The 6000-nt window shown below is 53.0% G+C and carries 4 protein-coding genes and 1 pseudogene; 2 read left to right on the forward strand and 3 right to left on the reverse strand.

What is annotated here, in order from left to right; all coding sequences use genetic code 11:
- Positions 1-14: 14 nt before the first annotated feature.
- Positions 15-248: pseudogene (locus RB620_RS30425) on the forward strand (family 16 glycosylhydrolase); the annotation flags it as partial.
- Between the two features lie 18 nt (positions 249-266).
- Positions 267-677: a PA14 domain-containing protein gene (locus tag RB620_RS24080; RefSeq protein WP_374121454.1), complete on the forward strand. Its 411-nt coding sequence runs from the start codon at positions 267-269 to the stop codon at positions 675-677.
- 165 nt (positions 678-842) lie between these two features.
- Here the strand turns inward: RB620_RS24080 and RB620_RS24085 are convergent, their stop codons facing one another.
- The 3 genes from RB620_RS24085 to RB620_RS24095 all read right to left on the reverse strand — a co-directional run bounded on the left by RB620_RS24085 (position 843) and on the right by RB620_RS24095 (position 5708).
- Positions 843-1571 (reverse strand): response regulator transcription factor, encoded by a 729-nt coding sequence (locus RB620_RS24085; protein WP_308098845.1) that lies wholly within the window; start codon positions 1569-1571, stop codon positions 843-845.
- Positions 1552-2739 carry a sensor histidine kinase gene (locus RB620_RS24090; RefSeq protein WP_308098846.1) on the reverse strand — a complete coding sequence of 396 codons (1188 nt, stop codon included), beginning with the start codon at positions 2737-2739 and terminating at the stop codon, positions 1552-1554. Before RB620_RS24090 ends, RB620_RS24085 begins: the two co-directional genes overlap by 20 nt.
- Before the next feature lie 257 nt (positions 2740-2996).
- Entirely contained in the window at positions 2997-5708 is a 2712-nt protein-coding gene (locus RB620_RS24095; RefSeq protein WP_308098847.1) for a stalk domain-containing protein, read from the reverse strand.
- Positions 5709-6000 lie beyond the last annotated feature (292 nt).

Raw genomic sequence — 6000 nt, forward strand, 5'->3', positions numbered from 1 at the left:
ACCTTTCAATTCTTATGATAGCATATATTGGAGGTCAAGAACATTCAAAAAATCATTCAGGCACAACGAAGCTGGAAACGAATTATTTTACGAACGGGGTAGGCGGGCACAGCACCATCATCAATCTTGGGTTCGACGCTTCGTTAGACTTTCATAATTATGCTTTCGAATGGTCCCCTTCTTCTATCAAATGGTATGTGGACGGCAATCTGGTTCACACGGAAACCGGCTCACGGGGGGCGCTTCCTACTAGCCCAGGCTATATCATGACCAACCTTTACAACAACATGAATTTCACTTCGTTAATGGCAACAAGAACCGATGCCGCCGTGAACTTCGATTGGGGCTACGGGTCTCCTATGCCATCCATGGACGCGGATACGTTCTCTGTCAGATGGACGGGCAAGGTGAAACCTCAATACACGGGCACCTATACGTTCTATACGAGCTCAGACGATGGAGTCCGGCTTTGGGTAAACAATCAGCTCGTTATCGACAAATGGATCGATCAAGCAACGACGGAATGGTCGGGTACGATCTCGTTAACGGCGGGACAAAAGTACGATATTAAGCTGGAATTTTATGATAATACCGAAGATGCCATAGCGAAGCTGTCATGGTCCTCCGCTTCGCAAGCGAAACAAATCATACCGCAGAATCGGCTGTATCTGAATTAACAAGTCGACGGCCGCACGCTGGCAGCAATCGCATACGTTTCACGGTAACCCCGCAGGATGGACGCTTTTTCAAAGTGCCCCTCTTGCGGGTATTTTATGTTTATTCATTCCTGTGGGCATAAAAAAGATGACTTCCGAATGGATCAGAAGTCATCTTTTCTTATGCTACAGCGTTACCCAGCCGAACTTGATGGAGTTGATTACCGCTTGCGTGCGGTCATCGACTTCCATCTTCTGAAGGATACTGCTGACATGGTTCTTTACGGTTTTCTCGCTGATGAACAGGAATTCTCCGATCATCTTGTTGCTCTTGCCTTCCGCCATCAAACGCAGCACTTCCGCCTCGCGGCGCGTCAGCGGACTCTCTTCCGCCGCGTGATATTTCACGCCTGCTTCCTTGGCCGCGGCCGCTCCCGTCGCCACGCCCATCTCGTCAAGGTAGGTCATGCGGCGAAGCTGGTTGATCAGCTTGCCCGTTACCTTCGGATGGATGTAGGAATAACCTTGATGCACGGAACGGATCGCGTTGATGAGCGACTCCGCCTCCATGTCCTTCAGCAGGTAACCCGTCGCGCCCTTGCGAAGGGTTTCGAAGACGTAGCTCTCGTCGTCATGAATGGATAAAATAATGACCTTTACGTCCGGGAACATCGACTTCAGCCGCTCGGTCGTTACGACGCCAGTCTCGATGGGCATATTAATGTCCATCAGCACAATCTCTGGCATGGTATGATTGCAGAACTCCATGACTTGGATGCCGTCCCCGCATTCGCCGATCACTTCGAGGTCGTTCTCCATATTCAGAATGCGCTTTAATCCTTCGCGGAACAGTTGATGGTCGTCAGCCAATAAGATCTTGATTTTATGCGGGCCGTTAGCCGTGGTCTGATTCATTAGTCTCAATCTCCTTTCTATGTTCGGAAGTCGTAGGGATATCTATTACAATCTTCGTACCTTGTCCCGGTTTTGAGTCTATATCCAACCTTCCTTCGATCAACTCCACCCGTTCCCTCATTCCGACTAGGCCGAAATGCGCATTGCGCGTGGTCGGATGGTTGATCGTTTCTATACGGAAGCCTGCTCCGTTGTCCTGTATCGTAAGCGTGATAACCTGCGGCTTAAAACATATTTCCAAGGATACATGGGAAGCGCCGGCATGCTTCAGCACGTTCGAGAATGCCTCTTGGACCATGCGGTAAATCGCCGCTTCCATGGCCGACGGCAGCCGGATTTCCTTGCCGATCAGATCGAATTTGGTGTGGACTTTGGCTTTCTCCTCGAAGTCCTGGGTGAACTTCCGAAGTGTCGGGATAAGTCCGAGGTCGTCCAGCGCCATCGGACGAAGATTAAAGATGATCTTGCGAATTTCTTCCAAACCGGAGCGGACCTGACCCTTCAGATCGACCAGTTCGTCTTGCACCAGCTCGAATTGCCCTTTGATAAGCATTCGTTCCGCGATTTCGGTACGCAGCACGATATTCGCGAGCGACTGCGCTGGGCCGTCATGGATTTCTCTCGCGATCCGTTTGCGCTCTTCTTCCTGCGCCAAAATAATTTTTAACCCAAGCAGCTGCCTGGTCTTCGCTGATTCCAAAATACGCGTAACTTGATTCAAGTCCCCCGACAAATATTCGAGCACGACATTCATCTGGGAGGCGATCATCTCCGCGCGCTCGACGGATTTCTCGACGTTGCGGACCCGTTTCTGCAAATCATCGCGACGGGATTTCAGATAATTTTCCTTCTCGCGATAGACCATCAGATCCAGCTGGATCTGAGTGGCCTTCTCATAAGCGGATTTAATATCCTCTTCCTTATATCGCACGAAGTCGCGGCTGACCTCGGTTAGTCGTATTCGGGCGAGCCTGTATTCCTGCTCCAGCTTGTCCACCTTATCAATCGTGCGAATCGTCTCCTGGAGGACTTGGTCGAGCTCCTGCTCGAGCGCTTCGAGCTCCGAACGGGCCGATTCGCATATTTCGTAAATTTGATACTTGCTGTCCTCCATCACCTTGATGGCATTGGCTATGACTCTATTGATGTCGACTGTCAGGTGATCCACGGCAGCATGGCACTCCCTTATCCCTATAGAGGCGTCCAATAGCCCACTTTTGATCACGATGTATACCAAGAAGCATATTCGACGTCGAATCTTGAATTCAGCCGGAACTTCCGGTGCTCACGTAGCTTCCACTACGCTCCGCTCCTCATTTCCTAGCTTCATCCAACCTTCTTGGTGCTGAAAACTGGGCATTTTGAACACGTACATATAGGATATTCCTTACTATCATACCACACTATAGCCCTACGCCGTCCAGCTTAATCTATTGTTATCTGTCTTAATTTATCCTCATATTTCACTTTGAAACCAAGCTTCTCCGAGAAAAGACGGATCGGGATCAACGTTCTTCCGTTCTTCGTAAAAGGAGCCACGTCGGACGTATAACGGACGCCGTTCAGCGTATAGTCCTTCCGTCCGATGGTCATCTCCAGCATCTGCGAGCCCCGAAGCACCGTAACCCGTCTCGTCTTCTCGTCGTATAGGACTTCCGCTCCCATTGCTTCGGTCACGAACCGCAGCGGAACGTAGGTCGAGCCCTTCTGGATCAGCGGCGCGGCTTCCAGCGTCAGCGCCTTGCCGTTCACCGTGGCTTTCGAGCTGCCTACGGTCATGACGATCGAAGCTCTTGCAGGCTCCTTGACGACGGCCGCCGTACGGAGCGCAAGATTGTCGATCGCGATGGCGCCAACGGGAATCTTCTCGACGTCTGCTTGGCCTAAAGTCACGACATAGACCCGCTTCAGCTTGGCCGGGAACGCGACTCCCGCAGCAGCGAGATCGATCTTCACGTTTTTCCAGCCGGTCCAGTTCAGCTCCTTGGCGATGTCCAGCAGATGGACCTTGCCCGCGGTGTCGACGATCTCCGCCCGCACCCAGTTGTTGCTCGTATCGCTGTACACGTCCATCGTCAGGGACGTCGGCGAGCCGGCTAACGTCAGACCGTTGCCCAGTACGGCATAAGATGCCCTTGTGCCCGTGCCCGACGAGAAATCGTACGAAATTTGCAGCGCTTTGCCGCTCTTCTGCTCCGGCAGATCGCTAACCAGCTTGACCGAGCCTTTCGTCGTTTCCTTCGGCGTCACCTGCGACGTGATGAGGTAACGCGAAACTTCGAAATCCTCGAGCGTTGCAGCCTGCTCGCCCTTCACGAACGGAATCATCGCGCCGTATCCGTCATAACGGGCGATCGCATAACCTGTCGTCGTGTCCGGCTCGATGCCGTTTACGGCGACGGCACCGTTTTTGTACTCTCCGTCAAAACCGACGAACTCCCACGCGAACGAGTCGCCGGAAAGGTTGTACGTGCTGCCGTTCTTCAATTTAACCGTGATCGGAACTTGCAGCGCAGAACCGCTTGCGAGCATGCCGGCGGATGCGTTGATCCGCATGGAAGCGATCTGGTCCTGACCGATCACCTCGACGTCATAGCTCGACGTCACGTCGCCCGACGTGACGGTCACCTTCGTTTTGCCAATTTTGGTCGCGGTGAAGACGTTGCCGCTGAACGTGCCGACGGCCGCCGACGTGCTCCACGTCTGCGAGGCCGGATCCACGGTCATCGGGTTATAATAAGTATCATAGCCGCTTGTCGAATAGCTCATGCTTTGGCCGAGCAGCATGATGTTCGCGCCCTTCACGATCATGCCCTTCAGCTTGCCTTGAGGCGCGTTCGTAAAGACGCCGATGCCGTTCGTCACGGCGCGCTGCGAGCTCTCCTGCGTCGGATGCGCCAGCTGCAGCGACGTGCTGCCGAGCGGCCGCTCGGTCATCGTCGTCGAGCCGCCGCCATCGAGGTTCATGCCCTTATGCACGCCGAGCTGAACCATCACCTGCTGAAGCTCCTTCAGGCTTAGGCCGGTATTGCCGCCCGACTTCTCCGCCGTGATCAAATACACTTTCGTGCCGTCCTTGGAATAACCAATGCCGGATCTCGACGTGTAGGAATTGCCGCTGACGCCGGCAATGTCCCTGGAGAACGGAGCCGCCGCGCTATTGTCCACGAGCAGCGTATGGCCGCCGATCAGCATGTCATACGTCGAGGGATCGATCTTCGTGCCGAGCGTCTTCGACATCAATGCGTAATCCGCCGTTACCGGCTCGCCGGCCTTCAAGTTCTCTTGTATGAACTTCGATGCCGCTCCATGCGCTCGAAGCACATAACCATTTTCCGGAATGGCGGTCTTGATCGCCTCATTGACCTTAATCTCCGCAACAACCCCGTCAATGATAAGCGCTTCCGTCGGTTTCGTCGCCGAATTCATCGGACGTTCCGCGCCGCCCCACTCGCTCGTGTAGATGTACATCGCATCCACATGGCTGTATGTAACGCCATCCACCTCGGGATAATAAGCCGACTTGTTCAGTCCCTCTAACGGGAACGTATTGCCGTTCTGGGCGGTTACCGTCCCGGTAAATGAATACGAATCGATGACAGGCTTACGGTCTTTCGTCAGCGCGAACGCGTACATGCCTTTCAGCTTCGACGGGCTGGACGTCAACTCCCCGCCTTGCACCTGAGCGCCAAGCGGCGCGCCTTCACTGTTCGACATGATGAACACATCGCCGTTAATGCCGCCGATCGCCCCGTTTTCATTCGTCATATTCAAAATATTGTTCCGCTGGCCCACGCTATTGCTCTTGCCGCTCATCGTATCCAGTGAAACATATGGATTCGTCAGATCGACCTCGATGACATGCACGTCGGTCTGCACGCTTTTGTTGCTTCTGTTCGTATAAAATATGTAGTCCAATCGCTTCGCGCCCGACGTCAACATCGACTGCGATTTCAGCTTGAGCTGCGTCGTTGCCGCGGCGCTCGCCTGCGACACGAGCATTTGCCCCCAGCTCTCCGGCGCGATCGACGCGAACGGCCCCGTAATCAATATGCCGCTCATCGCCACGACGATAACTTTTGTCCCTAAGTGACCTCTCTTCTTCAACCGGCCGTTAATGCCCTTCAACTTACCCATTCGTCCTGCAACTCTCCCATCCTATGTATCTATTAATAATAGACTACAAGTTTGATAGAAAAGTTACGGTATTTAGCATAAAAGACAACTTTCACGTTACGTGCCTGAAATAAATTTTACTTATTGCTAGAGTGAAGGGCTGACACAAATTCAGCCCCTCCTCATCAAACCGTACGTGAGGTTTTCCCTCATACGGCTTTCCGATGTTCGTCTATCATGTGCATGCAGATTACAAGAGCGTTTTGAGCCCACACTGTTTGGACATAAACTTAACCTCGCCGATGGAACTTAT

Origin of the sequence: Paenibacillus sp. LHD-117 (assembly GCF_030929555.1) — a bacterium.
Classification (GTDB): Bacteria; Bacillota; Bacilli; order Paenibacillales; family Paenibacillaceae; genus Pristimantibacillus.

Excerpts from the sequence above, each read along its gene's own strand:
- RB620_RS24080 (WP_374121454.1), top strand. The coding sequence starts at position 267 with ATGACCAACCTTTACAACAACATGAATTTCACTTCGTTAATGGCAACA.
- RB620_RS24085 (WP_308098845.1), bottom strand. The coding sequence starts at position 1,571 with ATGAATCAGACCACGGCTAACGGCCCGCATAAAATCAAGATCTTATTG.
- RB620_RS24095 (WP_308098847.1), bottom strand. The coding sequence starts at position 5,708 with ATGGGTAAGTTGAAGGGCATTAACGGCCGGTTGAAGAAGAGAGGTCAC.